General features: G+C 65.6%; 27 protein-coding genes and 1 pseudogene. 19 read left to right on the top strand and 9 right to left on the bottom strand.

The window, feature by feature from the left end:
• Positions 1-274: 274 nt before the first annotated feature.
• Positions 275-1,213 carry a dihydrodipicolinate synthase family protein gene (locus tag P6U31_RS33895; RefSeq protein WP_407185947.1) on the top strand — a complete coding sequence of 313 codons (939 nt, stop codon included), beginning with the start codon at positions 275-277 and terminating at the stop codon, positions 1,211-1,213.
• 203 nt (positions 1,214-1,416) lie between these two features.
• On the opposite strand, the gene P6U31_RS33890 is transcribed toward P6U31_RS33895, so the two are convergent.
• The 3 genes and pseudogenes from P6U31_RS33890 to P6U31_RS33880 form a co-directional block, all read right to left on the bottom strand.
• Positions 1,417-2,115, bottom strand: a complete 699-nt coding sequence (locus P6U31_RS33890; RefSeq protein ID WP_407185946.1) for a DUF1045 domain-containing protein — start codon at positions 2,113-2,115, stop codon at positions 1,417-1,419.
• 18 nt (positions 2,116-2,133) lie between these two features.
• On the bottom strand, positions 2,134-3,327 hold the full coding sequence (locus tag P6U31_RS33885; protein WP_407185945.1) for an alpha-D-ribose 1-methylphosphonate 5-triphosphate diphosphatase: 1,194 nt from the start codon (positions 3,325-3,327) through the stop codon (positions 2,134-2,136).
• Positions 3,324-3,975: pseudogene (locus P6U31_RS33880) on the bottom strand (chloramphenicol acetyltransferase). Before P6U31_RS33880 ends, P6U31_RS33885 begins: the two are co-directional and overlap by 4 nt.
• 174 nt (positions 3,976-4,149) lie before the next feature.
• Here P6U31_RS33880 and phnC point away from each other — a divergent pair.
• From phnC to phnE (P6U31_RS33860), 4 genes are all read left to right on the top strand, one after another.
• A complete protein-coding gene (phnC, locus tag P6U31_RS33875) occupies positions 4,150-4,959 on the top strand; it encodes a phosphonate ABC transporter ATP-binding protein (protein WP_407185944.1) in 810 nt (269 codons plus the stop codon).
• A 61-nt stretch (positions 4,960-5,020) separates the two neighbouring features.
• Positions 5,021-5,956, top strand: a complete 936-nt coding sequence (gene phnD / locus P6U31_RS33870) for a phosphonate ABC transporter substrate-binding protein (protein ID WP_407185943.1) — start codon at positions 5,021-5,023, stop codon at positions 5,954-5,956.
• 70 nt (positions 5,957-6,026) lie between these two features.
• Positions 6,027-6,911, top strand: a complete 885-nt coding sequence (gene phnE / locus P6U31_RS33865; RefSeq protein ID WP_407185942.1) for a phosphonate ABC transporter, permease protein PhnE — start codon at positions 6,027-6,029, stop codon at positions 6,909-6,911.
• A complete protein-coding gene (gene phnE, locus P6U31_RS33860; RefSeq protein ID WP_407185941.1) occupies positions 6,908-7,756 on the top strand; it encodes a phosphonate ABC transporter, permease protein PhnE in 849 nt (282 codons plus the stop codon). The genes phnE (P6U31_RS33865) and phnE (P6U31_RS33860) overlap by 4 nt, the downstream gene beginning before the upstream one ends.
• A gap of 181 nt (positions 7,757-7,937) precedes the next feature.
• On the opposite strand, the gene phnF is transcribed toward phnE (P6U31_RS33860), so the two are convergent.
• A complete protein-coding gene (phnF, locus tag P6U31_RS33855; protein ID WP_407185940.1) occupies positions 7,938-8,669 on the bottom strand; it encodes a phosphonate metabolism transcriptional regulator PhnF in 732 nt (243 codons plus the stop codon).
• Positions 8,670-8,789: 120 nt separating this feature from the next.
• On the opposite strand from phnF, the gene phnG reads away from it, so the two are divergent.
• The 9 genes from phnG to P6U31_RS33810 all read left to right on the top strand — a co-directional run bounded on the left by phnG (position 8,790) and on the right by P6U31_RS33810 (position 15,833).
• Positions 8,790-9,254 carry a phosphonate C-P lyase system protein PhnG gene (gene phnG / locus P6U31_RS33850; RefSeq protein ID WP_407185939.1) on the top strand — a complete coding sequence of 155 codons (465 nt, stop codon included), beginning with the start codon at positions 8,790-8,792 and terminating at the stop codon, positions 9,252-9,254.
• A 4-nt stretch (positions 9,255-9,258) separates the two neighbouring features.
• Positions 9,259-9,867 (top strand): phosphonate C-P lyase system protein PhnH, encoded by a 609-nt coding sequence (phnH, locus tag P6U31_RS33845; RefSeq protein WP_407185938.1) that lies wholly within the window; start codon positions 9,259-9,261, stop codon positions 9,865-9,867.
• Positions 9,868-9,871: 4 nt separating this feature from the next.
• The gene (locus P6U31_RS33840; RefSeq protein WP_407185937.1) at positions 9,872-10,975 is read left to right on the top strand and encodes a carbon-phosphorus lyase complex subunit PhnI; all 1,104 of its coding nucleotides are present in this window, start codon (positions 9,872-9,874) and stop codon (positions 10,973-10,975) included.
• Positions 10,972-11,868, top strand: a complete 897-nt coding sequence (locus P6U31_RS33835) for an alpha-D-ribose 1-methylphosphonate 5-phosphate C-P-lyase PhnJ (protein ID WP_407185936.1) — start codon at positions 10,972-10,974, stop codon at positions 11,866-11,868. Before P6U31_RS33840 ends, P6U31_RS33835 begins: the two co-directional genes overlap by 4 nt.
• Positions 11,861-12,658 (top strand): phosphonate C-P lyase system protein PhnK, encoded by a 798-nt coding sequence (gene phnK, locus P6U31_RS33830; protein ID WP_407185935.1) that lies wholly within the window; start codon positions 11,861-11,863, stop codon positions 12,656-12,658. Before P6U31_RS33835 ends, phnK begins: the two co-directional genes overlap by 8 nt.
• Before the next feature lie 22 nt (positions 12,659-12,680).
• Complete coding sequence (gene phnL / locus P6U31_RS33825) at positions 12,681-13,379, top strand: phosphonate C-P lyase system protein PhnL (protein WP_407185934.1); 699 nt, start codon at positions 12,681-12,683, stop codon at positions 13,377-13,379.
• A 4-nt stretch (positions 13,380-13,383) separates the two neighbouring features.
• Positions 13,384-14,541: an alpha-D-ribose 1-methylphosphonate 5-triphosphate diphosphatase gene (locus tag P6U31_RS33820; RefSeq protein ID WP_407185933.1), complete on the top strand. Its 1,158-nt coding sequence runs from the start codon at positions 13,384-13,386 to the stop codon at positions 14,539-14,541.
• On the top strand, positions 14,538-15,134 hold the full coding sequence (phnN, locus tag P6U31_RS33815; protein ID WP_407185932.1) for a phosphonate metabolism protein/1,5-bisphosphokinase (PRPP-forming) PhnN: 597 nt from the start codon (positions 14,538-14,540) through the stop codon (positions 15,132-15,134). Before P6U31_RS33820 ends, phnN begins: the two co-directional genes overlap by 4 nt.
• Positions 15,135-15,221: 87 nt before the next feature.
• Positions 15,222-15,833, top strand: coding sequence for a pyridoxamine 5'-phosphate oxidase family protein (locus P6U31_RS33810; RefSeq protein WP_407185931.1), 612 nt, complete (start codon positions 15,222-15,224; stop codon positions 15,831-15,833).
• A gap of 52 nt (positions 15,834-15,885) precedes the next feature.
• Here the strand turns inward: P6U31_RS33810 and P6U31_RS33805 are convergent, their stop codons facing one another.
• Positions 15,886-16,617, bottom strand: coding sequence for an SDR family NAD(P)-dependent oxidoreductase (locus tag P6U31_RS33805; RefSeq protein ID WP_407185930.1), 732 nt, complete (start codon positions 16,615-16,617; stop codon positions 15,886-15,888).
• A gap of 389 nt (positions 16,618-17,006) precedes the next feature.
• Between P6U31_RS33805 and P6U31_RS33800 the strand changes: the two genes are divergently transcribed.
• Genes P6U31_RS33800 through P6U31_RS33790 form a run of 3 tightly spaced genes read left to right on the top strand, consistent with a single transcriptional unit; the run spans position 17,007 to position 19,150 of the window.
• Positions 17,007-17,201, top strand: coding sequence for a hypothetical protein (locus P6U31_RS33800; protein ID WP_407190033.1), 195 nt, complete (start codon positions 17,007-17,009; stop codon positions 17,199-17,201).
• Positions 17,202-17,229: 28 nt separating this feature from the next.
• Positions 17,230-18,183, top strand: a complete 954-nt coding sequence (locus tag P6U31_RS33795) for an aliphatic sulfonate ABC transporter substrate-binding protein (RefSeq protein ID WP_407185929.1) — start codon at positions 17,230-17,232, stop codon at positions 18,181-18,183.
• Between the two features lie 28 nt (positions 18,184-18,211).
• The gene (locus tag P6U31_RS33790) at positions 18,212-19,150 is read left to right on the top strand and encodes a TauD/TfdA dioxygenase family protein (protein ID WP_407185928.1); all 939 of its coding nucleotides are present in this window, start codon (positions 18,212-18,214) and stop codon (positions 19,148-19,150) included.
• 23 nt (positions 19,151-19,173) lie between these two features.
• Here the strand turns inward: P6U31_RS33790 and P6U31_RS33785 are convergent, their stop codons facing one another.
• The 4 genes from P6U31_RS33785 to P6U31_RS33770 form a co-directional block, all read right to left on the bottom strand.
• Entirely contained in the window at positions 19,174-19,677 is a 504-nt protein-coding gene (locus tag P6U31_RS33785) for a DUF6496 domain-containing protein (protein WP_407185927.1), read from the bottom strand.
• A 68-nt stretch (positions 19,678-19,745) separates the two neighbouring features.
• Complete coding sequence (locus P6U31_RS33780) at positions 19,746-20,528, bottom strand: alpha/beta fold hydrolase (protein WP_407185926.1); 783 nt, start codon at positions 20,526-20,528, stop codon at positions 19,746-19,748.
• 4 nt (positions 20,529-20,532) lie between these two features.
• On the bottom strand, positions 20,533-21,828 hold the full coding sequence (locus P6U31_RS33775) for an O-acetylhomoserine aminocarboxypropyltransferase (RefSeq protein WP_407185925.1): 1,296 nt from the start codon (positions 21,826-21,828) through the stop codon (positions 20,533-20,535).
• Positions 21,829-22,019: 191 nt separating this feature from the next.
• Entirely contained in the window at positions 22,020-22,820 is an 801-nt protein-coding gene (locus P6U31_RS33770) for an IclR family transcriptional regulator (protein WP_407185924.1), read from the bottom strand.
• A 127-nt stretch (positions 22,821-22,947) separates the two neighbouring features.
• Between P6U31_RS33770 and P6U31_RS33765 the strand changes: the two genes are divergently transcribed.
• Positions 22,948-23,913, top strand: coding sequence for a Bug family tripartite tricarboxylate transporter substrate binding protein (locus P6U31_RS33765; RefSeq protein WP_407185923.1), 966 nt, complete (start codon positions 22,948-22,950; stop codon positions 23,911-23,913).
• Between the two features lie 3 nt (positions 23,914-23,916).
• Positions 23,917-24,534 (top strand): flavin reductase family protein, encoded by a 618-nt coding sequence (locus P6U31_RS33760; protein ID WP_407185922.1) that lies wholly within the window; start codon positions 23,917-23,919, stop codon positions 24,532-24,534.
• Positions 24,535-24,537: the final 3 nt, after the last annotated feature.

Raw genomic sequence — 24,537 nt, 5'->3', positions numbered from 1 at the left:
CCTCGCGTCCCGGGCCTGCGTGGTTCGAGGCGCCCGCTTCGGCGGGCTCCTCACCATGAGGCTCTGATATCTCGCCAGGAACCGAGACCTCATCCTGAGGGCCCGCCGGAGGCGGCGTCTCGAAGGATGGCCGCAAGCAAACTCTTTTCCATTCTTCATCTGACCTGGCGCGGGCATTGCCGCAGCTCTCCGCGGCAGGTACATCTGTGCCGCCTCGCTCCGCGAGCGTAGCGCCAGACGCAAGACACAAGACACATCAGGGATGGAGAGTTCGATGCCGGTCACCCCACACAAGGCCCAGCGCCCCTATCGCGGCGTGTTCCCGGTCGCGCCCACCATCTTCGACGAGCGCGGCGAGCTCGATCTCGAGGGCCAGCGCCGCTGCATCGACTTCATGATCGATGCCGGCTCGCATGGCATCTGTATCCTTGCGAATTTCTCCGAGCAATTCGTGCTCACCGATGCCGAGCGCGAGACGGTGATGCATGCGGTGCTGGAGCATGTCGCGGGGCGAGTTCCAGTGATCGTCACCACCACCCATTTCAGCTCGGCCGTCTGCGCCGCGCGAAGCAAGCAGGCCGAGGCGGCGGGGGCCGCCATGGTCATGGTGATGCCGCCCTATCACGGTGCGACCTTCCGGGTGCCTGAGAAGGGCATCGTCGAGTTCTTCAGGGTGCTCTCGGGCGCGATCGACATTCCCATCATGATCCAGGACGCGCCGGTGGCGGGCACCCCGCTATCGGTCGAGCTGCTGGCGCAGCTGTCGCGCGAGTTCTCCAATATCCGCTACTTCAAGATCGAGGTGCCAGGCGCGGCTTCAAAGCTCCGGAGCCTGATCGAGGCGGGCGGCAAGGACATCGAGGGTCCGTGGGACGGCGAGGAGGCGATCACGCTGCTGGCCGATCTCGATGCCGGCGCCACTGGCGCGATGACCGGCGGCGGCTATCCCGACGGCATCCGCCAGATCGTCGATCCCTATTTCGCCGGCGATCGCGAGAAGGCCAAGGCCGCTTACGAACGCTGGTTGCCGCTGATCAACTACGAGAACCGTCAATGCGGCCTGATCGCCTGCAAGGTCATGATGCAGGCTGGCGGCGTGATCAAGTCGGACGCCGTGCGCCACCCGCTGCAGCCACTGCATCCTGCAACGCGCGCGGGATTGCTGGAACTCGCCAAGGAGCGCGACGCGCTAGCGCTGAGGTGGGGGAAGTAAGTCTCTCGAATCGCCTGCTGTCGCCAAATACTCCGCTGTCGTCCCGGACAAGCGCGCAACAAGCGCGCGCAGATCCGGGACCCATACGCCGCAGCAGGAGTTTGGCGGGGACTCTGAGTTACCAGCGCGTCCCATAACCGCTCCCTGTGGTTATGGATCCCCGCGTTCGCGGGGATGACACTGAGTGTGTCGTGCGATCTCGCCTAACCAGCCAGCGTCCACTCGCCGATGATGCGAAACCGCGCCTTGCCATCGTCCTGCCTGAACAGCGCGATGCGGTCGATCTCGAGCGTCTCGATCCGCAGCGCCGCAAACCGCGCCCTCAGCATCTCCAGGATCGGCCCGCGCCGCTCCGCATCCAGCCGCCCCGTCAGCGTCATGTGGAAGCGGAATTCTTCCATCACGTAAGGATAGCCCCAGCGATCGAGATAATCCCGCTGCCGTTCGCTCAGCTTCTCCGGCTTGCGCCGCGCGCGGTCTTCCGCCGTCAGCGCGGTACGAAACGAATCGAAATCGCGGACGCAATCGGCGGCGAGCTGCTGCAGCGCCTCGACCGGCCGGGCCGGAATGACGGCAATGAAGCCGCTGATGGTGTCCACAATCGGAGCGATCACGGGCCGTGGCCGCGCCTTGCCGGCGAATGCCGCGCAAGCGGCCATCAGCTCCGCTTCGGTCCTGCCTGATGCCAGCGCCATCGGCGCCTTCAGCGTGGCATGAAAGCCGTATTTGCGGGGATCGCTGGTGACGTCGCGCCAGTCTGGCGCGACCTGCAGCGCATCTTGCGGAAACGAAAGCTCGTCACCCGAATAGGCATCATAGCCGAGCAGCTCGGCGCCGAAGCGGGAGAGGGGGCTGTTGCGCCCAGCGGCAAAATAGATCGCGTAGCGGGGAAAACCTGTCATTGGCTCAGCATAACCAATTTATGCCGCAACGATAGCCTCGCGCGGCGTTGCTGCCGCGGTGAGCAGTCGAGCCGCATCGGTGAGATGCACGAGCTTGCCGCCCGAGATCACCGCGATCAGCCGCGGCCGCAGCGGCACACTGTCGTCGACCAGCAGAATGTCGGCGCGGCGACCTTCCGCGAGCATACCGCGATCAGTGAGGCCGGTTGCGCGTGCAGGCCCGCCAGAGACCAGATCCCAGGCTTCCGTCAGCGGCAGCACGCCATCGGCAGCAAGGCGGAACGCGGCGAGCAGCTGCGCGGGATAGTAATAGTCCGACGCCAGCACCGAGCAGAGCCCCTTGGCGATCATGTCGGAGGCCTTGGTCCAGCCGGTGTGGCTGCCGCCGCGCACGACGTTCGGCGCGCCGTAGACGATGGCATCGCCGTGACTGGCCGCGGCCCGCGCCGTCTCCTCGTTGATCGGAAACTCCGCGATCAAGGCGCCGAGCTCGCGAAACTCGCGGCGCATCGCCGGCGTCGCGTCATCATGCGAGAGCATCCGCACCTCGGCCCCGCGGGCGGCGGCAGCGAGCCGCGATACCGAAGCGGGCACCTCATCGGCGCGCGACACCACGCGCTCGACCAGGCGGTCGAATTCCTCGGCTGACAATCCGGTGCGCTCCACCATGCGGTTGCGCTTGCGCGGCTTGGCCATGTCGGCGACCGTGCCGTCCATGTGGTCGTTGAAAGCAAACAGGTCGACGCGGCCTTCAGCCAGCCATTGGGCGATTTCGGCCTCGGCATCGAGATTGTAGGTCTCGTGCCGCAGATGGAAGCGGGTGTCGGCGGCGAATTGCGGACGCTGCCGCTCGATCGCCTCCATCAGGCCGCGCGCGTTGTCTGCGCTGCGCAGGCCGGGCTCCCAGGAACAGGTCGTAGCGTGAAACACCGTGGTGATGCCGTTGCTGATCGCCTGGCGATCGCTGTCGGCCAGTGCGACGTCGATCGGAAAGTCGACGCCGGCGCGGGGCATCATCTGCCGCTCGAAGGCATCGCCATGAAGATCGACGATGCCGGGCAGCACCAGCAGGTTGCGCGCATCGATCGCCAGCCGTGTACGGCCGCGAGAGGCGTCGATCGCGGCGATGTCCTGCCCGGACACCGCCAATGACGTTTCGACGAGTTCGGCGTCGATCAGGGCCCGGCCGCCTTCGAGAAGAATGTCTGTCACGCGACCGCGCTTCGTTTGCTGGGAGAATTGGCGAGAGAGCCCGTCCGTGCTTCGTATGCCGCAAGAAAATCTTCAATCCCGAGCTTGCGGAAATCGGGCAGGGCCTCGCGCAATTTGTCGTGATCCCAGTCCCACCAGGCGAGCCGCGCGAGCCGTCCGGCGATCTCTTCAGAGAACCGCCGCCGCACGATCCGGGCGGGATTGCCGGCGACGATGGTGTAGGCCGGCACATCCTTGGTGACAATGGCGCCGGCCGCGATCACCGCGCCGGTGCCGATGTTGCGGCCCGGCAGCACGATCGCGCCGTGGCCGATCCAGACGTCGTGGCCGATATGGACGTGATGCTGCCGCCGCCAGTCGAAGAACTCGGCATCGTCGCTCTCGCCTTCGAAATAGGCGCTGGAGCGATAGGTGAAATGCGCCTGCGCCGCGCGGTGCATCGGATGGTTGCCGGGATTGATCCGCGTCATTGCCGCGATCGAGCAGAACTTGCCGATGGTGGTGTAGGTGATCTGCGAATCGTTTACGACATAGGAGTAATCGCCCATCGCCACTTCATGCAATATCGTGCGCGCGCCGACCTCGGTATAGGCGCCGCTTGGCCGAGGGGTCGATGGTCGGCTGAACCGAAAGAGCTTTGGCGGCCATGTCGAATCCGGGGAGCGCGAGGGCGGGCGTTCCTCTTCGAGCGACTTGATGACAATGTCATGACGTTGCGATGACAGGGGATGAGGTGTGTAGGATCGCCGCACCGCAACGCGGCTGTCACACAAGTGTTAAGCGCCGGCGTTAGCGGTTGGCTCCAGTAATCTGGAGCCCTGCATGCTGGTGGTGGAAGGTCTGACGTGTCGCTTCGGCGCAAAGGCCGCGGTGGACGATGCCTCGTTTCAAATCTCCCCCGGCGGCTTCGTCGGTGTGATCGGACGATCCGGCGCCGGAAAGTCGACGCTGCTGCGGACCATCAACCGCCTGGTGACGCCGACTGAGGGCCGCATCCTGTTCGACGGGACCGACGTCACCGCGCTGCGCGGCAAGGAGCTGCGGCAGTGGCGGGCGCGCTCGGCGATGATCTTCCAGCAGTTCAACCTGGTCGGCCGGCTCGACGTCCTCACCAACGTCCTGATGGGACGACTTGCGACCATGCCGGCCTGGCGCTCGCTGTCGCAGATCTGGCCGGAGCAGGACAAGGCGCTGGCGATGTCGGCGCTCGAACAGTTCGACATCGCCTCGCTCGCCGCCCAGCGCGCCGACCAGCTCTCCGGCGGCCAGCAGCAGCGCGTGGCGATCGCGCGCGCCCTGGTGCAGCAGCCAGACATCATCCTCGCCGACGAGCCGATCGCCTCACTCGATCCGCGCAACACCAAGATCGTGATGGACGCGCTTCTGCGCATCAACAAGCATTTCGGCATCACCGTGCTCTGCAACCTGCATTCGCTCGATCTCGCCCGCAATTATTGCGATCGCCTGATCGGCATGGCGGCCGGACGCGTCGTGTTCGACGGTGCACCGTCCGCGCTGACCGATCACGTGGCGCGCGAGCTCTACGACCTCGAAGCCGCCGACGTCATGGGCGGGATGCCTGTTCCGGCGCCCGACGCCGTACCGGCGCTCGGTACGGCCGCAGCCGCCTGAGCGGCTTCTGTTTCGTTGCAAGTTTTTGCGTCAACCGACCCCAACCGATGAAGAGGGTATCATGATCACTCGCAGATTAATCCTTGCCGGCGCCGTTGCGCTCGCCTTCACCGCTTCCGCCTCCGCCGAGGACTGGAGAGTCAAATATCCCGAGCTGACCTTCGCGGTCATTCCTGCAGAAAACGCCTCGGGCGTGACCGAGCGCTGGGCGCCCTTCATGAGCTATCTGTCCAAGGAGCTGGGCGTGAAGGTCACGCTGCGCATCGCCAATGACTACGCCGCGGTCATCGAAGGCCAGCGCGCCGGCAACATCCACATTGCCAGCTACGGCTCGGCATCGTTCGCGCGCGCCCGCCTGACCGGCGTCAAGACCGATGCCTTCGCCAACGACATCAACGCCGACGGTTCGACCGGCTATTACTCGGTGTTCTTCGTCAAGGCGAACAGCCCCTACAAGAAGATCGACGACCTCAAGGGCAAAAACCTCGGCCTGGTCGATCCGAACTCGACCTCCGGCAACAACGTCCCGCGCTTCGAGCTCGACAAGATGGGCATCCACGATGCCGATGCCTATTTCGGCAAGGTCGTCTTCACCGGCAGCCACGAGAATGCGATGCTGGCGCTGGCGCAGGGCACGGTCGAGGTCGCCGCCAACCAGTGGACCAGCGATGACGATTCCACGCTGGCGCAAATGCTGACGAAGGGCATGCTCAAGAATGCCGACGGCACGCCGATGAAAAAGGACGATTTCCGCATCATCCACAAGTCGGCGCCGATCATCAACGGCCCGTACGCCTACAATTCCGACCTGCCGGAGGAGGCCAAGGCGGCGATCGCGAAGGCGTTCTTCGACGCGCCGGCCAAGGACAAGGCGGCCTTCGACCGCCTCCAGGACGGCCAGAAGAAGGGCTTTCATCCCGCCACCACCAAGGACTGGGATGGCACGATCGAGCTGATCAAGTTCGTCGACGCGTTGCGCAAGAAGAAGGCGTCCTGAGTTTTCGGGACGATGCATCTGAGCCGGGTCCCGAGGACCCGGCTCTTTCTTTGACGGACCTGTTCGACCCATGACGACAGCGGTTTCGATCCTCCCCGCGCAGCAGCTTGCCGCGCTGAATGCCGCCTATCGCCAAGCGGTTTCGCGCCGGCGGCTCCGCCTGCTGTTGGGAACCGCGATCTTTGCCGCGGCGCTGGTGCTCGCCGCGGTCGGCGCCGAAGTGAATCTGCGCACGCTTTTCACCTATTTCGGCAACTTCCTCAGCTATTTCGACCGCATCCTCACGCTCGAGAACGGCCAGCGGGTCTGGACCGATGCCGGCGAGTGGTTCTGGGGCTGGCGCAAATGGCTGAAGATGCTGGGCGAGACCCTGCTGATCTCCTATGTCGGCACACTGATCGGCGCGACTTTCGCATTTGGCCTGAATTTCTTCGCAGCCGAAAACACCTCGCCGTCCCTCTGGCTGCGCTTCGTGGTCCGGCGCCTGCTGGAATTCGCCCGCACGGTTCCCGGCATCGTCTTTGCGCTGGTCTTCGTCATCGCCTTCGGGCTCGGACCGATGGCGGGCGTGCTGGCGATTGCGATCCACTCTACCGGCGCGCTCGGAAAACTGTTCTCGGAGATCGTCGAGAATGCCGACATGAAACCGGTCGAGGGCATCCGCTCCACCGGCGCGAGCTGGCTCTCCTGCATGCGCTTTGCCATCGTGCCGCAGGTCACCGCCGGCTATGCCAGCTATGCGCTGCTGCGCTTCGAGATCAACGTGCGCGAGGCTTCCGTGATGGGCTTCGTCGGTGCCGGCGGCATCGGCCAGGAGCTCGTCGTCGCCATCCGCAAGTTCTACTACTCCGACGTCAGCGCCATCCTGCTCACCATCATCGTCACCGTCTTCATCATCGACATCACCACCGGCTGGCTGCGCGGCCGCCTGTTCGGCAAGGAGGTGCGGACGTGACGAAGCCGCACGAGGTCGACGCGCGAGAGATTCGCGCGCGCTACCCCGACGTGTTCGACCGGCCGGCCTCGGCGCGTCTTGCCATGCCCGCGATGATCGTCGCGGCGTTCGCGCTCCTCGTTTACGGCCTCGTCGACCTCGATTTTTCGCCGTCGCGGTTCTTCGCGGGCCTCAGCCAGCTCGGCTGGATCACGTTCATGATGATCCCGCCCGATCCCGGCTCCTCGCTGCCGGCCTATCTGAAGGCGCTGGGCGAGACGCTCTCGATCGCGCTGCTCGGCACGACGCTCGCCGCTGTCTTCGCGCTGCCGGTCAGCCTGCTGGCCGCGCGCAACGTCATACCCTCGCAGATCTTGCGCTTCCCTGTACGCCGCATCCTGGATTCGATCCGCGGGGTCGACACGCTGATCTGGGCGCTGGTGTGGATCAACGTGGTCGGGCTCGGCCCGTTCGCCGGCGTGCTCGCCATCGCGGTGTCGGATTTCGGCGCCTTCGGCAAGCTGTTCTCGGAGGCGATCGAGGGCGCCGACCAGAAGCAGGTCGAAGGCATCCGCGCCTCCGGGGGCAGCGCGCTGCACGAGATCCGCTTTGGACTATTGCCGCAGGTGCTGCCGGTCATCGCCGGCCAGGTGCTCTATTTCATCGAGTCGAACACCCGCTCGGCCACCATCATCGGCATCGTCGGCGCCGGCGGCATCGGCCTCCAGCTCGCCGAGCAGATCCGCGTGCTGGAATGGCAGAAGGTGTCGTTCCTGATCCTGATGATTCTGGTCGCGGTCGCCGCGATCGATTTCATCTCGGGCAAGCTGCGGTTTGCGATTATTGGAAAGCGGGCAGTGGCGTAGTCCTTCCCTTCTCCCCTTGTGGGAGAAGGTGGCGCGAAGCGCCGGATGAGGGGTTCTCTCCGAGAATTCAATAAGCATTGGTGCGCGCGGACAGAACCCCTCACCCGTCTCGCCGCTGCGCGGCGAACCACCCTCTCCCACAAGGGGAGAGGGGAAGACAGCGCACCGCTCAACAGAAACCTCACCCGTTCTCCACCAGAAACTCGACCCGCTCCGCGGCAAATCGCGAATGCTTCGTCACCAGCGGCTTGCCCTGGAGATCGTGGTCGGTGGCGTCGACCACCAGGATCGGGCGTCCCAGCGCGAGATCGAGCCGGGCTGCGTCGGTGGCGTCCACGATGCCGGCCGTGATCCGGGTGGCGCCGCGGCGATAGTCGCGCACGCCATAATGCGCGAGCAGCTTCGTCATCGAGCGCGTGGCGGCGAACACCGCGCCCGCATTCGGAAACAGCTCGGCCGACAGCCAAGTGGTCGAGACGCAGATCGGCGTGCGGTCGGCGAGGCGGATGGCCTCGATTCGGACCAGGGGAGCGCCGGCTTTCAAGCCCAGCTCGCGCGCCAGCTCCCGGGTCGCGACATCATCGGAGGCCTCGATCAGCTGGCCGCGCGGCTCGCGGCCGCCGGCGCCGACGATCTCCGAGAAGCGGGTGCGCGAGCGTAAGGGATAGGCGAGCTTCTGCGCCTCGACATAGGTTCCGCTGCCGCGCTCGGCGCGCACAAGGCCGCGCTCGGCAAGGGCCGCCAGCGCGCGCCGCACGGTGTGGCGGTTCACGCGATAGGTTTCGGCGATCTCCATCTCGCCCGGCAATTTGTCGCCGGCCGCAAAGCGGCCGTCGGCGATGCCGCGTTCGATGCCGTCGGCAACGAGGCGCCAGAGTGCCACGCCGGACGATGCAGTGTCTTGCATGCTCATATCGCCGGTCAGCCTAGCCCAGAAATCACGGACTTGTCACGAAACAGTCATGGCGCTCCCGTATGAAGTTGTCTATTATCATAGACAACTTGGGCGCGGCAAGTTCTCTCAAGAGGTTCGGTGGATCGGGTGACCCAGCACAATGACCAGCAAGCCCAGCGCAAGGCCGCGATGGCCGTGCTGGCGAACGCGGAGGCGGGCGAGATCGCCGCCCGCCTCCGCAACCTAAGCATCCCGGCCCATCGGGATCTGCGGGCGCCGGAAAACGGCCTGGTCATGCTGCGCGGCCGGATTGGCGGCGACGGCGCGCCGTTCAACCTTGGCGAAGCCACGGTGTCGCGTGCCGCGGTCCGGCTCGAGAGCGGCGAGGTCGGCTTCGGCTACACGCTGGGGCGCGACGGCGAGAAGGCGCGGCTGATTGCGCTGTGCGATGCGCTGGTGCAATCCCGCGATTTCGGTAGCGCGGTGGAGCGGGACGTGATCGCGCCCCTGCGCGAGCAGCTGACGGCCGCGCGCCAGCGGGCTGCGGCCGAGACCGCTGCGACGAAGGTTGATTTCTACACCATGGTGCGCGGTGAGGGGTGAGGTCATGACGACGATTGCGGAACTGCCGCCGGGTTTCGCCGACAAGGTGCTGTCGGCGCAATCGACCTTTCGCTCGGTGATGGATGCGATGGCGCGCCCCGGCTCGGTCCAGCGCATCGTGCCGGCAGCGGGGACGCCCGGGACGATGATGCGCGGCACCGCCGCGATCGCGCTGACTCTGTTCGACCACGACACGCCGCTGTGGCTGGATGCGCGGATGGCGGAGAGCCCGGACGTGGTGAAATGGCTGAAATTCCATACCGGTGCGCCCGTGGTGCAGGATTGTTCGATCGCGAGCTTCGCCTTGATCGGCGACGGCGCCTTGCTGCTAGCGCTGGAGCGCTTCGCGCTCGGCACCAGCGAATATCCGGATCGTTCGACCACGTTGATCGTGCAGGTCGAGAGTCTCGAATCGGGCCGCCCCTTCGAGCTGCGCGGACCGGGCATCGACGGCACCGCGACGCTGCAGGCGTCGATCAGGCCGTTCGATCTGTTCGAGCGCCTGCATCTCAACGAGGCGTTGTTTCCGCGCGGCATCGACGTGGTGCTGGTCGCCGATGATGCCGTGGTCGCGATCCCCCGCACCACCCGCGTCGTGAGCAAGGGAAGCTGAAAGCATGTATGTCGCAGTCAAAGGCGGCGAACGCGCCATCGAGAACGCCCATCGCCTGCTCGCACATGAGCGGCGCGGCGACCAGCGCGTTCCGGAGCTCACGCTCGACCAGATCTCGGAGCAGCTCGGCCTCGCCGTGGATCGCGTCATGAGCGAAGGCTCGCTCTACGATCGCGAACTCGCGGCGCTCGCGATCAAGCAGGCACGCGGCGACCTGATCGAAGCGATCTTCCTGACCCGCGCCTTCCGTGCCACGCTGCCGCGTTTCGGCGCGAGCGAGCCGGTCGACACCGGCACGATGCGGGTGCAGCGGCGGGTGTCCTCGACCTTCAAGGACATTCCGGGTGGCCAGATCCTCGGGCCGACTTTCGACTATACCCACCGCCTGCTCGATCCCTCGCTCGCGCAGGGATTCGTGCCGGAGGCGCCGGCGGCGGCTGAAGCGTCCACCGCGCCGACACCGCGCGTGACGGACATTCTCGGCCGCGACGGCCTGATCGAATCCTCGCCGCAGGCCGAGGACGGCGCCAGCGTCGGGGATCTCACCCGCGAGCCGCTGAATTTTCCGGCGGACCGCGATTTGCGCCTGCAGAACCTCGCGCGGGGCGACGAAGGATTCTTGCTGGCGATGGGCTATTCCACCCAGCGCGGCTACGGCCGCAACCACCCGTTCGCCGGCGAGATCCGCTTCGGCGAGGTCGAGGTGGAATTCTTCGCGGAAGACGCCGGCCTCGTCGTGCCGCTCGGCGCGATCGAGCTGACCGAGTGTCAGATGGTCAATCAGTTCAAGGGCTCGGCGACCGAAGCGCCGTGCTTCACCCGCGGCTATGGCCTCGCCTTCGGCCAGAGCGAGCGCAAGACCATGTCGATGGCGCTGGTCGACCGCGCGCTTCGCGCCCGAGAGCTCGGCGAAGAGGCGCTGGCCCCGGCGCAAGACGAGGAATTCGTGATGTCGCATTCCGATAATGTCCAAGCGACGGGCTTCGTCGAGCATCTCAAGCTGCCGCATTATGTCGACTTCCAGTCCGAGCTCGGACTGCTCCGCAAGCTGCGTCAGGAGTTCGCGGATGCCAATGCGCCCGCTGCCATGAAGGAGGCCGCGGAATGAACGCGCCCGCCTACAATTTCGCCTATCTCGACGAGCAGACCAAGCGGATGATCCGCCGCGCCATCCTGAAGGCGATCGCGATCCCCGGCTATCAGGTGCCGTTCGCCAGCCGCGAAATGCCGATGCCCTATGGCTGGGGCACCGGCGGCGTGCAGGTCACCGCCGCGATCCTCGGTCCTGCCGACGTGCTGAAGGTGATCGACCAGGGCTCTGACGACACCACCAACGCGATCTCGATCCGCAAATTCTTCGCCAAGACCGCCGGCGTCGCCACGACGACCGCGACGATTGATGCGACCGTGATCCAGACCCGGCACCGCATCCCGGAGACATCGCTGCGTGCGAACCAGGTGCTGGTCTATCAGGTGCCGATCCCGGAACCGCTGCGCTTCCTGGAGCCGCGCGAGACCGAGACGCGGCGCATGCATGCGCTCGCCGAATACGGCCTGATGCATGTGAAGCTCTACGAGGACATCGCCCGCTTCGGCCACATCGCCACGGCCTATGCCTATCCGGTCAAGGTGAACGCCCGCTATGTGATGGACCCGTCGCCGACGCCGAAATTCGACAATCCCAAGATGGACAATTGCCCGGCGCTGCAATTGTTCGGCGCCGGCCGCGAGAAGCGCATCTATGCGATCCCGCCCTACACGCAGGTGGTGTCGCTCGATTTCGAGGATCATCCGTTCGAGCCGTACCGGTTCAACGCACCTTGCGCGCTGTGCGGGGCGGAAGATTCCTATCTCGATGAGATCGTCACCGACGACAAGGGCGGGCGGATGTTCGTCTGCTCCGACACCGACTATTGCGAGAGCCGCCAGGCCGCCGGCCATCACGGCAGCCTCAGCGCCGCGCCGTACAAGGAGAAGGCGCAGGAGAGATCAAATGGTTGACCAGGGCGCGCTCGACAACGATCAGCCGCTGCTGGTCGCGGAATCGCTCAGCAAGTCGTTCGGCCGCATCGCTGCGTGCCGCGATGTCTCGTTCTCGCTCTATCCCGGCGAGGTGCTCGCGATCGTCGGCGAGTCCGGCTCGGGCAAGTCGACGCTGCTGCAAATGCTGTCGGGCCAGCTCGCAGCCAGCGCAGGGCGCGTCTCCTATCGGATGCGCGACGGTGTCGCGCGCGATCTCGCCACCCTCGGCGAGGCCGAACGCCGGTTCCTGTTCCGCACCGATTGGGGCTTCGTGCACCAGGATCCCGCGCAGGGCCTGCGCATGGCAGTCTCGGCCGGCGCCAATGTCGGCGAGCGGCTGATGGCGGTGGGGTGGAATCACTATGGCCGCATCCGCGAGACCGCGTCCGACTGGCTCACCCGCGTCGAGATCGACATCGCGCGCATCGACGATGCGCCGCGCACCTATTCCGGCGGCATGCGTCAGCGGCTCCAGATCGCGCGCAACCTCGTCACCGAGCCGCGCCTGGTGTTCATGGACGAGCCGACCGGTGGCCTCGACGTCTCCGTGCAGGCCCGCCTGCTCGACCTGCTGCGCAGCCTCGTCGCCGAGCTGCACCTCGCCGTCATCATCGTCACCCACGACCTCGCGGTGGCGCGCCTGTTGTCGCATCGCGTGATGGTGATGAAGGCCGGCCGCGTCATCGAAACCGGCCTGACCGATCAGGTTCTCGACGATCCGCGCGAGCCCTATACTCAGCTCCTCGTCTCCTCGATCCTGCCGCCATGAACTTTACAAGATGAGTTTTCCGATGACCGCCATGATCGACATCGCCGATGCCCGCAAGACCTTCACGATGCACCTGCAGGGCGGCATCGAATTGCCTGTCGTCAGCGGCGTGACCTTCCACGTCGACCCCGGCGAATGCGTCGTGCTGTCGGGGCCGTCAGGCGCCGGCAAATCGTCGATCCTGAAGATGATCTTCGGCAACTACCGCTGCGACGCCGGCCGGATCGGTATCCGCCATCGCGGCACGGTGGTCGATCTTGCCACCGCGGAGCCACGGCAGATCCTGAACATCCGCCGCTCGACGATCGGCTATGTCAGCCAGTTCCTGCGCGCGGTGCCTCGCGTTGCGACCATCGACGTCGTCGCCGAGCCGCTGATCGTCAATGGCATGACGCGGACCGAGGCGCAGTCCCGCGCCGGCGAGCTGCTGCACCGCCTCAACATTTCCGAGCGGCTCTGGCAGCTGCCGCCCGCGACCTTCTCGGGCGGCGAGCAGCAGCGCGTCAATATCGCGCGCGGCTTCATCTCGGACCTGCCGATCCTGCTCTTGGACGAGCCCACCGCCTCGCTCGACGCCGCCAACCGCGCCGTGGTGGTCGAGCTGGTCGCCGAGAAGAAGCGCCAGAACGTCGCCATGGTGGCCATTGTGCACGACGATGAAATCCGACATCTGATTGCCGACCGTATCGTCGACGTCACCAGCTTTGCCGCCGCGGCCTGAAGGAATGGAAATGAACCCGAAGGAATCAGTGATCGCCAACGCCAGGATCGTGCTGGCCGACCGGGTGATCGAGCAAGGCTGGCTTGCGCTTGCCGATGGCCGTATCGCCGAGATCGGCGAGGGGCGAGCGCCCACAGGCGCTGAGGATGCCGGCGGCGATCTGATCATGCCCGGCCTGATCGAGCTCCACACCGACCACCTCGAAGCCCATTACGTGCCGCGGCCAAAGGTGTTCTGGAATCCGGTCGCCGCCGTCATCTCCTATGACGGCCAGCTCGCGACCTCAGGCATCACCACCGTGTTCGATTCGCTCCGGGTCTGGCGCGAGGACGGTGCCGAGGAGGTCGACGGCCGCGCCGGCGTGCTGGCCGCCGCGATCACGACGGCGCGCGAGGCCAGCCTGCTGCGCGCCGACCATTTCCTGCATCTGCGCTGCGAGATCCCGATGCCGAGCGTGGTCGAGGAGGCCAAGGAGCTGATCGACCGCCCCGACGTCAAGCTGATGTCGCTGATGGATCACACGCCCGGCCAGCGTCAGTTCCGCGACGAGGTCAAGCTGCGCGACTATTACCGCGGCAAGGGCGGCGGCAAGACCGACGCCGAGCTCGACGAGCTGTTCGCAAAGCGCTTCGAGTATCAGAAGCAATATGCCGCGACCAATATGCGGCAGATCGTGGCGCTGGCGCATCAGTACAACATCCCGCTCGCGAGCCACGACGACACCACCGAGGAGAACGTCGCCGACGCCGTGCGCGATCGGGTTTCGGTCGCGGAATTCCCGACCACGCTGGAGGCCGCGCGCGGCCTGCACCAGGCCGGCATCGACATCCTGATGGGCGCGCCGAACGTCGTGCGCGGCGGCTCGCATTCCGGCAACATCGCTGCGGTCGATCTCGCGCGCGAAGGCCTGCTCGACATCCTGTCGTCGGACTACATCCCCTCGAGCCTTCTGATGGCCGCGCTGCAATTGCCCGAGCACGTGCCCGCCATCAGTCTTCCGGCTGCGGTCCGCACCGTGACGAAGGCGCCCGCTGAGGCGGTCGGCCTCACCGACCGCGGCGAGGTTGCGGCGGGCAAGCGCGCCGACCTGATCCGCGTGCATGTCGCAGGCAGTGTTCCCGTCGTCCGCAGCGTCTGGCGCGAGGGACACCGCGTCGCATGAGCGAGACCGCGACCACGGCCGAGGGCGAGACGGGTGCGATCGGCCCCGGCCGGCTCGTGCTCGTGGTCGGCCCCAGCGGCGCCGGCAAGGATACGCTGCTGCGGCTGGCGCGGGCGGCCTGCGCCGCCGATCACGATGTCGTCTTCCCGCGCCGTGTCGTGACGCGCGAATCGTCGGCCGACGAGGACAATATCGCGGTAAGCCCGGACGAATTCCGTCACGCGCGCGAGCGTGGCGATTTTGCCGTGCATTGGGAGGCGCACGGCCATTGTTATGCCCTGCCGTGCGACATCAATGACGATATTCGCGCCGGCCGCGCCGTGGTCGCCAACGTCTCGCGCACCATGCTCGGCGCGCTGCGCCAAGCCTATGCCAACGTCGTGGTGGTCGCCATCACGGCGCCGCCGGAGGTGCTGGCGCAGCGGCTTGCGGCGCGCGGCCGGCAAAGCGACGGCAACATCGCGGAGCGGCTGTCGCGCAGCGTCGACGATTCGTCGGCGCAGGCCGATGTCACCATCCTCAACGCCGGCAGCGCAGAGTATCACGGCCGCCAGCTCGTGCGCGTGATCAGGAAGGAAAGCTGGCACGATTAGAGCTTTTTCAAGCGAAGTGGATACCAGTTCGCGCCAAGAATACGCGTCCAAACAATAATCCGGCCAGCGCAACCAGGAGAGAGTGGAATGTCGATGATCGAAACGGTCGAGCAGCTCGAGGCCATCTACGGCGCCGTTGGTGACGCCTCGACCGTGAAAGTCGCCGACCACGTCACGCCGCTTTACCGCATCTTCATCGAGAAGGCGCCGTTTGCGGCGCTCGCCACCATCGGGCCGGAAGGCATCGACTGCTCGCCGCGCGGCGATCTGCCGGGCTTCGTCCGTGTCCATGACCCGAAGACGCTGATGCTGCCGGACCGCCGCGGCAACAATCGGGTCGATTCCCTGCGCAACATCGTGCGGGACCCCCGCGTGTCGCTGATGTTCCTGATTCCCGGTTCCGGCAACGCGGTCCGTGCCAATGGCCGCGCCCATCTCTCGATCGATCCGGAGCTGCTGGCTTCGTTCAAGGTCGAGGGCAAGGCGCCGCGCAGCGTCATGGTGATGAATGTCGAGGAGATCTATTTCCAGTGCGCCCGCGCCATCGTCCGCTCCGACCTCTGGAATCCCGACAAGCGCGTCGACCCGATAACGCTGCCGACACCGGGCCAGATTCTCGCCGAGATGAGCAACAACAAGGTCGGCGGCGCGGAATACGATCGGATCTGGCCCGAGCGCGCGGCGGCAACGATGTGGTGAGCTTTGCCTTCTCCCACGAGGGGAGAAGGGAAGAAGAGATCGCCGCTCCGCTTCAATTGAACGCCATGCCCCCGCTCAGCGCGACCGTCTGCCCGGTCATGTAGGCATTGTCGACCAACAGCATCACCGCCTTCGCGACCTCCTGCGCTGTGCCGAAGCGACCGAGCGGGATGCGGCTGACGAGCTGCGGCTGGCCGCTCATCATGTCGGTCTCGATCAGTGACGGCGCCACGGCGTTAACGGTGATGCCATCCTTCACGAGGCGCGCCGCATAACCTCGGGTCAATCCTTCCATGCCGGCCTTGGACGCATTGTAATGCGGCCCGATCGAGCCGGCGCCGCGCGCGGCGCCCGAGGAGATGTTGACGATGCGGCCCCATTTCCGTGCACGCATCGACGGCAACACCGCTTGCGTGCACAGGAACGCGGATTTCAGATTGACCAGGATCGTTCGGTCGAAATCCGCCTCGGTGAGGTCGTCGAGGCCGCGTGTGATGGCGATGCCGGCATTGTTGACGAGGATGTCGATGGGGCCGAGCCCGGCCGTGACACGCTCGACCATTCCAGCCACGGCCTCGGCCTGCGAGACGTCGGCGGGAGCAACGATGGCGCGGCCGCCCTGCTTGACGATCTCTCCCGCGAGTTGTTCAGCTTGGTCAATTTTCTCGCGGCAATTGATGGCCACCGCCGCGCCTGCTTCGGCCAGCGCCCGACAGACGGCTGCGCCAATTCCGCGCGATCCGCCGGTGACCAGCGCCGTGTGCCCCTTCATGGTATCCGTCATGTCGTCCTCCTGTACTTCTTTGCGCCTCTGGGGGCAACGGTACCACGCTATGGACGCCCAACGTGTTGACATCATCGCGAGATGATTTCGGCTGCGGCGCCTTGCGCGCAGAGACGTGCGCGCACGCGACCGCGCCAAATATGGATAGCCATTTCATTGACCGATCGGGGCAATGGCTCGATATTCGAAACATCGAAACTGCATCTTCGAGCCGAGAGCCGCTGCATGACATCGAATGACCAGCGAGTGAGGAGCGACATGCGCAAGCGCATGATGCGTCGCTGCGTCTCGGCCGCGACCGGTGCCTGTTGTTGCTGCTGATCGCCGAGCCAAAATCCCGATCGCAATCTCTTGACAGGAACGCCGACCCGTTCGGCGAACGAGCAGCCATGCCCAAAGCCTATATCATCGAAGTTCATGACCGCACCGCCGGCATCATTGCCAGCGACGAGCGCGGCTTCCGCTTCTTCTCCTCCGAACGCCTGTTCGACAGTCTCGAAGGCCGCCAGTTCCGCTCGGCCCGGGATGCCGAACGCGCCGCCCGCGCCGTGTTGGCGGAGCACCGGCACCTTGTCTCAATCTGAGCACCAGCAGACCGAAAGGACTTCGCAAATGATCACGCGACGACATATCATCGCCGGCGCTCTGTTGCTGGCAACTGCGGCAGGCTCGCCCGGGCACGCCGAGGACAAGCCGGCGGAAATCCGCATTGGCACGCAGAAGGGCGGCTTCTTCCCGGCGGTGCGCCAGCGCCAGACGCTCGAGAACGCCTTTAAGCCGCTCGGCATCGAGGTCAAATGGATCGACTTCCAGTTCGGTCCGCCGCTGCTGGAGGCCATCAATGTCGGCAGCGTCGATTTCGGCTTCGTCGGCGACACGCCGCCGATCTTCGCGCAGGCCGGCGGCGCCAAGATCCGCTACGTCGCTGCGGTGAAATCGGAAGGAAACACCCAGGCGATCATCGTGCCGAAGGGTTCGCCGATTCACGCGCTGGCTGATCTCAAGGGCAAGCGCGTTGCCTTCGGCAAAGGATCGAGCGCGCATAATCTGCTGGTCGCTGCGCTCGAAAAGGCCGGCCTGTCCTGGTCCGACATCACGCCGGCGCCGCTTGCGCCCGCCGATGCGACGGCCGCCTTCATCAAGGGCTCGGTCGACGCCTGGTCGATCTGGGATCCGTATCTCGCGCTCGCCGAGCTGAAGGAAAACGCACGCGTCATCGCTTTCGACAAGGACGTGCACAAGCCGAATGCCTTCTACATCGCGGGTTCCGACTTCGTGGACAAGTACCCATCGCTGGTCGCGCAGCTCAATGCCGCCTTCGCTTCCGAAGGCAGTTGGGCCAACGGCCATCACGAGGAAGTCGCCAAGGCGCAGGCCGAGGCCACTGGCGTCGACATCACGGCTGTCAGGCGCTTTGTCGATCGCTCCAACTTCAGCGTGGTGCCGATCGACGGCGAGGTGATCAGGAGCCAGCAGGCGGTCGCCGATCGGTTCGCCAGGCTCGGCCTGATCCCGAAGCCGGTCAACGTCTCCGACATCGTCTGGAAATGGAATCCGGGCTCCTGAGCGGGGCATCCTTTTGAGGAGGAGCAGTATGAGTTTCTACAGAGACTTCAACGACAAGCTCGCGATCGAGCGGTGGAACGCCCACCGGCGCGAACCGTTCGAGACGATCAGGGTAAGGCAGCTCTCGCCGACCGTCGGCGCGGAGATCTCCGGTATCGATCTCTCAAAGGAGGTGAGCGAGACGCAATTTGCCGAAATCAGGCGAGCGATCGACGAGAATCTTGCCGTGATCTTCCGCGACCAGAAGCTGTCCCCGGACGATCATAAGCGCTTCGCGCGCCGCTTCGGCAAGTCTTTGCACCGGCATGAGCTGGCCGCCACGCGTTTCAAGGGCGATGGTCCGTTCGATCCGGAATTCCTGTCATGGAAGACCGGCCGGGACTCGCGCTTCACTGCCGGCGACGGCTGGCATCCCGACGTGTCCTGCGATCCCAGCCCGATCGCCTATTCGCTGCTGCGGGTGACGAAGACCCCGCCGCTCGGCGGCGATACCGCCTTCGCTAACATGTATCTCGCCTACGAATTTCTGTCGGATCCGGTCAAGCAGTTGCTGGACGGCCTGACCGCCATCCACGATGGCTCGCTGGCCTGGACTGCCGGCTATGGTGCGAAGCCTGATCCGGGCAAGACCTATCCGCAGACCGAGCACCCGGTAGTGCCGATCCATCCACGCACGGGACGAAAGTTCCTCTACGTGAATGCGTCCTTCACCTCGCACATCGTGCAACTGACGCGGCGGGAAAGCGACGCCATTCTGCAGCTCTTGTTCCGGCATGTCGAAAGCCAGCTTGCGTTGCAGACGCGCGTCCACTGGCAGCCGAATTCGCTGCTGGTATGGGACAATTGGGCGAGCCAGCACCACGCGATCTGGGATTACTATCCCTGGGAACGCTGGGGCGAGCGTGTCTCGGTGGTGACCGGAGAGGCACCGCGAGCCCGGCTCGATCTCGGCGAGGCCGCCGAGTAGTTTCGCCCGGCGCGGCGCTCCACTTACCTCCGGCGGCGCGCGCGGGTGCGTGCCGCCTTCTTCGCGGCGGCGGAGCGGACCTTGGCGCCCTTGGTCTGGCTGGCCTTCCTGGCGGCCGCCGAACGCGACGCCGCGGTTCGCCGGCCCGCGGCACGCTTGCCTTGCTTCGACAGCGCGCTGCGCGATGCCGTCGAGCGCGGCTCCTTCTTCAGGACGTTCTCGACCGCGCGCGACACTTTCGGTCGGCGCTTCGGCGTGCGTTTGCCCTGGCCGGCCTCATAGGCATATTTGGCGCTGCGTCGCGTCGACTTCTTGGTTCGCCCCTTGCGCGGCGGCGGGAGATCGACGCCGGCGCGGCGCGCCTCGGACAGGCCGATGGCAATGGCCTGCTTGGTCGAGCGCGCGCCGTGTCTGCCCTTCCTGATCTTGTCGATCTCGTCCTTGACGAATTCTCCGGCCTGCGTGCTCGGCGATTTTCCGGCGCGCTTGTCCTGCCTGGCTTTGCGAATCACTTGCTGTCTTGGCATGGGTCGAGTTCCCTTCTTGAGTCGCAGGGATGTTCGACCGCAACGCGCAACGCGGAAGATTGATCCGATCAACCCTTCAACGCCGCCAGCAATTCGTCCGGCCGCTCGGCCATGATCATGTGTCCGGCGCCCGGCACCACGACGGTCTTCGCATGAGCGATCGCGGCTGCGAGCGCCTTGCCTGCCTTGGCTGGTGTCATCATGTCGCGCTCGCCAAGGATCAGCGTTGTCGGCACTTTGACGCTCGCGGCGGCGGTGAGCGCATTCGTATAGGAATTGCAGGCGGACAGATCCCTGAACAGCACGCCCGGTTCGCACGACTTCAGCACGGCCTGCGCGCCACCATGCATCCACAGGCCGGGCGCGAGGCTGCCGCCGAGCTCGGCGTTGAAGCCGAGGCCCCAGATCGAGACCATATCATTGGCATCCTGCGAATTGGCCTCGGCGGCCTTCAGGAGATCCGGGCCGACCGTCATGGTTGCGGCGGTGCCGATCAGGCTCAGCGCGGAGACCTTGTCCGGATGCCGCGCGGCGGTCTCCAGGGAGACCAGCGATCCCATGGAATGGCCGATCAGATGCGCCTTCGAGCTGCCAGCCGCATCGAGCAGTGCCGCGGTCCAGTCGGCCATCTCGGCGATGCTGCCGAGCGAAGGCCCAGTCGAGCGGCCGTGCCCGGGGAGATCGGGCGCCAGCACGCCAAAGCCGTGATGGGCGAACCAGCGCGTATGCAGCGCCCAGGTCGAATGGTCGAAGCCGGCCCCGTGGATGAACACCACTGTGGGCAACGATTTGTCGAAGTCGCGGCCGCCGGTTGCGACAAACACGTCAGCGCCGTTGACGGAGAGCTTCATGGTGTCAGACCTTTTGCGAGATGCGCAGCGCCTGCGCCAGATCGTCGATGATATCGCTTGCCGTCTCGATGCCGACCGACAGCCGCACCAGCTCTTCACCGATGCCGGCCGCCTTGAGCTGCTCGGCATCCATCTGCTGATGCGTGGTCGACGCCGGGTGGATCACCAGTGTCTTGGCGTCGCCGACATTGGCGAGATGGCTGATCATGCGCAAGCTCTCGATGAACTTGCGCCCGGCGGGCCGCCCGCCCTTGATGCCGAAGGAGATGATCGAGCCGGCGCCGCGCGGCAGGAGCTGCTTGGCGAGCTGATAGTCCGTATGCGTCTCCAGCGAGGGATGCAGCACCCAGTCCACGGCCTTGTTGGACTTCAGTGCTTCGAGCACGAGATGCGTGTTCTGCATGTGCCGGTCCATGCGCACGCCGAGCGTCTCGACGCCCTGCAGCAGCTGGAATGCGTTCGTCGGTGACAGGCAGGCACCGAAATCACGCAAACCTTCCGTGCGCGCGCGCATGATGAAAGCCGCGGTGCCGAACTGCTCGTCGAAGACGATGCCGTGATAGCCGCCATAGGGCTCGGTCAGCACGGCGAACTTGCCTGATGCGCGCCAGTCGAACCGGCCACCGTCGATGATCGCGCCGCCGATCGCGATGCCGTGGCCGCCGATCCATTTGGTCGCCGAATGCATGACGATGTCGGCCCCGAGTTCGATCGGACGGCTCAGATATGGCGTGGCAAAGGTGTTGTCGATCAGCAGCGGGATCTTGGCCTCATGGGCGATCGCCGCAACCTTCGGGATATCGAGCACTTCCAGCCCGGGATTGCCGATGGTCTCGCCGATCACGAGCTTCGTGTTCGGCCTGATCGCCGCGCGGAACGCGTCGAGATCGCGCGGCTTGACGAAGCTGGTGGTGATGCCGAAGCGCGGCAGCGTGTGCGCCAGCAAATTGATGGTGCCGCCATAGAGCGAGCTCGACGCCACGATGTGGTCGCCCGCGCTCAGCAGCGTCGCGATCGCCAGATGCAGCGCGGCCATGCCGCTCGCGGTGCAGATCGCGCCGACGCCGCCTTCGAGCGCCGCGAGCCGCTCCTCCAGCACGCCGGTGGTGGGGTTCGAGATGCGGGTATAGATGTGGCCGGCGCGCTCCAGATTGAAAAGCGCCGCGGCGTGGTCGGAATCCTGGAACACGTAGGACGTGGTCTGGTAGATCGGCACTGCCCGGGCGCCGGTCGCGGGGTCCGGGTGCTGGCCCGCATGCAGGCTCAGGGTCTCGAAGGCAGGCGGTTTCGGCGCGGGCATGCGTGGCCTCGTCTGGTCGGTCGGCGGTGGGGGCGTTGTGCCATAAAACGGAGTGCGAAGTCAGCCCATTGACAGCCCGCACAAGAGGTCACCCCCGGACCGGGACAAGGCCGGCCATGACGCTGCGGCAGGTCCAGTGCGTTCAACGCGAAGCGCACATGCGCTGCACTCTCCGAACGAGAGAGGGAAAGCTACCCCCCGATCGCCTGCTCGATGATCCGCGCCTCCCGCAGCAAGATCTCCGCGACCTCCTGCTCGCGTCTTGGCCCCAGCCTCGTGCGAACGGCGGAGACCGTCATCGCTGCGGCCGGCTGGCCATCCGGCGTCTTGATCCAGGTCGAAATCGATTTCGTGCCCTGGATGAGGCCGATCTCCCTCATGCCGTATCCCAGCCGCCGCGCCGCGGTGACCTCGCCGAGCACCGTCGCCACGTCGGTCTTGTAGGCCTCGAACCGCTTCTCGTTGGCCGCGACGATTTTTCGCGCGTCCTGCGCCGGCATCGCGGCGAGGATGGCAACGCCCGCGCTGGAGACGCCGAGCGGCCGCCGCGCGCCGACCTCGATCGACAGCACCTGGATCGGGTAGACCCCGATCCTGCGATCGACGCACAGCGTGTCGTTGCCGGTCCGCACCGTCAGGAACAGCGTGTCACCGATCTCGGCGGAGGCACGCTGCAGCGACGGATTGGCGGCGATCAGCAGCCGCGACGGGCGGGGACGCGCGAGCGCCAGTTCCGGCACCTGATTGCCGATCGCGTAGCGGCCGGTTCGCTCGTGGCGCTCGACGATGCCCTCCTCGATCAGGACGTGGACGATGCGATGCACGGTCGGACGGGTGAGGCCGGTTGCGCGTACCACCTCGGCCAATGGCACACCGTCCTCGCGGCCCGCGGCAAGAATGCGCAGCACGGTGAGCGCCCGCCGGATCGCCTGCGCGCCTTGTCGCGGTTCCGCCGTGTTGCGGGCGGCTTTCGAGGAGGATCTCTTGTCCATAATATGGACGAGAACGCCACAATTCACTCGACAGGTAAAGCGCTCATCTGGAGATTGCGCCGCGATCGGGCGCCAAGCGCAACGTCAGGCGTTCGAGTTGAATTGGAAGCGCCGTCGGGAGGTTAACATGAGATTAATCTGGATTGCCATAGCTGCTGCAGCCGCAATGTTGGCGGGGCCCGCATCGGGCCAGCAATGGCCGGCGCGCGGCGTCAAGCTGATCGTGCCTTATCCCGCAGGCGGAAATGTCGATAGTGCCGCGCGCATTGTCGCCGACAAGCTTCAGGAAAAGCTCGGCCAGCCCTTCATCATCGAGAACAAGGCCGGCGCCGGCGGCATGATTGCCGGCGAGGCCTTCGCCAAGTCGGCGCCCGACGGCTACACATTGTTCGTCGGCGCCAACGGTCCGGTGCTGTTCGCGACCGAGATCAACAAGCGCGAGGCCTATAACTGGAAAAAGGACTTCATGCCGATCTCGACCATCTCGATGACGCCGTTGGTGCTCGAGGTGCATCCGTCGGTGCAGGCGGCGACCTTCAAGGAGTTCATTGACCTTGCCAAGCGCGAGCCCGGCAAATTGACGATGGCCTCGCCCGGTCCCGGCACCACCAACCATCTGCTCAGCGAGCTGATGCAGTCCAATCTCGACCTGCAATGGGTCACCGCGCATTACCGCGGCAACGCGCCGGCGATCAACGATCTGCTCGGCGGCCAGGTACAGTTCGCGTTCGACCAGCTCACCGTCAGCCTCCAGCACATCAAGGCCGGCCTGTTCCGCCCGCTCGCCGTCACCAGCCCGCACCGCCTGAAGTCGCTGCCTGACGTGCCGACCTTCATCGAGCTCGGCTACAAGGACTTTGACGGCCAGACCTTCACCGGCCTGTTCGCGCCCGCCGGTACGCCGGCACCTGTCATCGAGAAGCTGCACGAGACGCTGGTCGCGATCCTGAAAGACCCCGGCGTGGTCGACAAGTTCGAAAAGCTCGGCGGCGAAGCGACGGCGATGACGCCGGACGAGTTCAAGGCCTATCTCGAGCGCGAGGACGCCAAATGGATTCCGGTCGTGCGCAAGGCCAACATCAGGGCTGAATAACCGATGCGGATCGACCCCAGCGAGCTCGGCGCGGAGCGCATCTATCGCCTGATGACCGGCATCGTGGTGCCGCGCCCGATCGCCTGGGTTACGAGCCTGTCAGCCGCGGGCGTGCTCAACCTCGCGCCGTTCAGCGCTTTCACCTTCGTCTCCCAGAAGCCGCCGATGCTGGCCATCAGCGTCGGCCGCAAGGGGGCCGATTATAAAGACACCGCGCACAACATTCTCGATACCGAGGAATACGTCATCCATATCGCCGATACGCCGCTGATGCGGGTCTTGCACGACAGCTCGGTCGAGCATCCGCCAGAGATCAGCGAAGTGGAGCATCTCGGGTTGGAAACGTTGCCCTGCGAGCGCATCAAGGTGCCGCGGCTCGCGGCCGCGCCGGTCGCGATGGAATGCCGCTTCCGCCAGTGCCTGGAATTCGGTGATGCCAAGAGCCGGCTCATCGTGGGCGAGGTCGTGATGTTCCATTTGCGCGACGGCCTCGTCAACGACGGCAAGGTCGAAACCAGGGCGCTCGATCCGATCGCCCGCATCGGCGGCCCGCGCTACGCCCGGCTCGGCGAGATCGTGACGCTGAACACCGTGTTCCAGACCCCCAAATCGAAAGACTGAGCG

The sequence above is a fragment of the Bradyrhizobium centrosematis genome (assembly GCF_045571495.1).
In the GTDB taxonomy this organism is placed as follows: domain Bacteria; phylum Pseudomonadota; class Alphaproteobacteria; order Rhizobiales; family Xanthobacteraceae; genus Bradyrhizobium; species Bradyrhizobium centrosematis.
This window is presented reverse-complemented; position numbering and strand designations above follow the sequence as displayed.

What these genes read in the sequence shown, in the direction of transcription:
- P6U31_RS33895 (WP_407185947.1), top strand. Translation starts at nt 275, where the DNA reads ATGCCGGTCACCCCACACAAGGCCCAGCGCCCCTATCGCGGCGTGTTC.
- P6U31_RS33890 (WP_407185946.1), bottom strand. Translation starts at nt 2,115, where the DNA reads ATGACAGGTTTTCCCCGCTACGCGATCTATTTTGCCGCTGGGCGCAAC.
- phnC (WP_407185944.1), top strand. Translation starts at nt 4,150, where the DNA reads ATGCTGGTGGTGGAAGGTCTGACGTGTCGCTTCGGCGCAAAGGCCGCG.
- phnD (WP_407185943.1), top strand. Translation starts at nt 5,021, where the DNA reads ATGATCACTCGCAGATTAATCCTTGCCGGCGCCGTTGCGCTCGCCTTC.
- phnE (WP_407185942.1), top strand. Translation starts at nt 6,027, where the DNA reads ATGACGACAGCGGTTTCGATCCTCCCCGCGCAGCAGCTTGCCGCGCTG.
- phnF (WP_407185940.1), bottom strand. Translation starts at nt 8,669, where the DNA reads ATGAGCATGCAAGACACTGCATCGTCCGGCGTGGCACTCTGGCGCCTC.
- phnH (WP_407185938.1), top strand. Translation starts at nt 9,259, where the DNA reads ATGACGACGATTGCGGAACTGCCGCCGGGTTTCGCCGACAAGGTGCTG.
- P6U31_RS33840 (WP_407185937.1), top strand. Translation starts at nt 9,872, where the DNA reads ATGTATGTCGCAGTCAAAGGCGGCGAACGCGCCATCGAGAACGCCCAT.
- P6U31_RS33835 (WP_407185936.1), top strand. Translation starts at nt 10,972, where the DNA reads ATGAACGCGCCCGCCTACAATTTCGCCTATCTCGACGAGCAGACCAAG.
- phnK (WP_407185935.1), top strand. Translation starts at nt 11,861, where the DNA reads ATGGTTGACCAGGGCGCGCTCGACAACGATCAGCCGCTGCTGGTCGCG.
- phnL (WP_407185934.1), top strand. Translation starts at nt 12,681, where the DNA reads ATGACCGCCATGATCGACATCGCCGATGCCCGCAAGACCTTCACGATG.
- P6U31_RS33820 (WP_407185933.1), top strand. Translation starts at nt 13,384, where the DNA reads ATGGAAATGAACCCGAAGGAATCAGTGATCGCCAACGCCAGGATCGTG.
- phnN (WP_407185932.1), top strand. Translation starts at nt 14,538, where the DNA reads ATGAGCGAGACCGCGACCACGGCCGAGGGCGAGACGGGTGCGATCGGC.
- P6U31_RS33810 (WP_407185931.1), top strand. Translation starts at nt 15,222, where the DNA reads ATGTCGATGATCGAAACGGTCGAGCAGCTCGAGGCCATCTACGGCGCC.
- P6U31_RS33805 (WP_407185930.1), bottom strand. Translation starts at nt 16,617, where the DNA reads ATGACGGATACCATGAAGGGGCACACGGCGCTGGTCACCGGCGGATCG.
- P6U31_RS33800 (WP_407190033.1), top strand. Translation starts at nt 17,007, where the DNA reads ATGCCCAAAGCCTATATCATCGAAGTTCATGACCGCACCGCCGGCATC.
- P6U31_RS33795 (WP_407185929.1), top strand. Translation starts at nt 17,230, where the DNA reads ATGATCACGCGACGACATATCATCGCCGGCGCTCTGTTGCTGGCAACT.
- P6U31_RS33790 (WP_407185928.1), top strand. Translation starts at nt 18,212, where the DNA reads ATGAGTTTCTACAGAGACTTCAACGACAAGCTCGCGATCGAGCGGTGG.
- P6U31_RS33785 (WP_407185927.1), bottom strand. Translation starts at nt 19,677, where the DNA reads ATGCCAAGACAGCAAGTGATTCGCAAAGCCAGGCAGGACAAGCGCGCC.
- P6U31_RS33780 (WP_407185926.1), bottom strand. Translation starts at nt 20,528, where the DNA reads ATGAAGCTCTCCGTCAACGGCGCTGACGTGTTTGTCGCAACCGGCGGC.
- P6U31_RS33775 (WP_407185925.1), bottom strand. Translation starts at nt 21,828, where the DNA reads ATGCCCGCGCCGAAACCGCCTGCCTTCGAGACCCTGAGCCTGCATGCG.
- P6U31_RS33770 (WP_407185924.1), bottom strand. Translation starts at nt 22,820, where the DNA reads ATGGACAAGAGATCCTCCTCGAAAGCCGCCCGCAACACGGCGGAACCG.
- P6U31_RS33765 (WP_407185923.1), top strand. Translation starts at nt 22,948, where the DNA reads ATGAGATTAATCTGGATTGCCATAGCTGCTGCAGCCGCAATGTTGGCG.
- P6U31_RS33760 (WP_407185922.1), top strand. Translation starts at nt 23,917, where the DNA reads ATGCGGATCGACCCCAGCGAGCTCGGCGCGGAGCGCATCTATCGCCTG.